At 44.3% G+C, this 521-nt stretch carries 1 protein-coding gene; it reads right to left on the reverse strand.

Annotated elements, in window-relative coordinates; genetic code table 11:
- A partial coding sequence (locus ABD353_RS40240; protein WP_021314524.1) for a GTP-binding protein occupies positions 1 to 182 on the reverse strand: 182 nt, incomplete at its 3' end.
- Positions 183 to 521 lie beyond the last annotated feature (339 nt).

Here is a 521-nt window from a genome sequence, read left to right on the forward strand (position 1 = left end):
GTGTTTTTCGCGAGGATGGTAATCCCACGCTCTTTCTCCAAATCGTTGGAGTCCATCACACGTTCTTGTGCTTCAGTACGTGCGTCGAACGTACCGGATTGCTGTAGCAGCTTGTCAACCAGGGTAGTTTTACCATGGTCAACGTGCGCGATGATGGCGATATTACGCAGATTTTCGATCACAACTTTGCCTCAGGCATTAGAAATAGCGCGTTATTGTACACGTATTAAGCGAAGGACTGAACAGGATCACAAACATCCTCCGCAAACAAGTATTGCAGAGTTTCTTTGTGACCGCTTTCACGGAGCGATAAAAGGGCACCGTAACAAAAATTGCACCAAAATGGTGCTCAATGTTCACACTGAAGCACTATTTTGGTGCATTATCTCCATCATGGTGCAGTCCTTTTGCACTATGGTGCGCATGATACAGCGTTTTATGGGGCATTTAAAAGTTGGCACAGATTTCGCTTTATATTTTTTAAGGCAACAACGCCACTTTTAAGCAGTATGAAGTTTTCG

It is taken from the genome of Kitasatospora arboriphila (assembly GCF_039528095.1).
In the GTDB taxonomy this organism is placed as follows: domain Bacteria; phylum Actinomycetota; class Actinomycetes; order Streptomycetales; family Streptomycetaceae; genus Kitasatospora; species Kitasatospora arboriphila.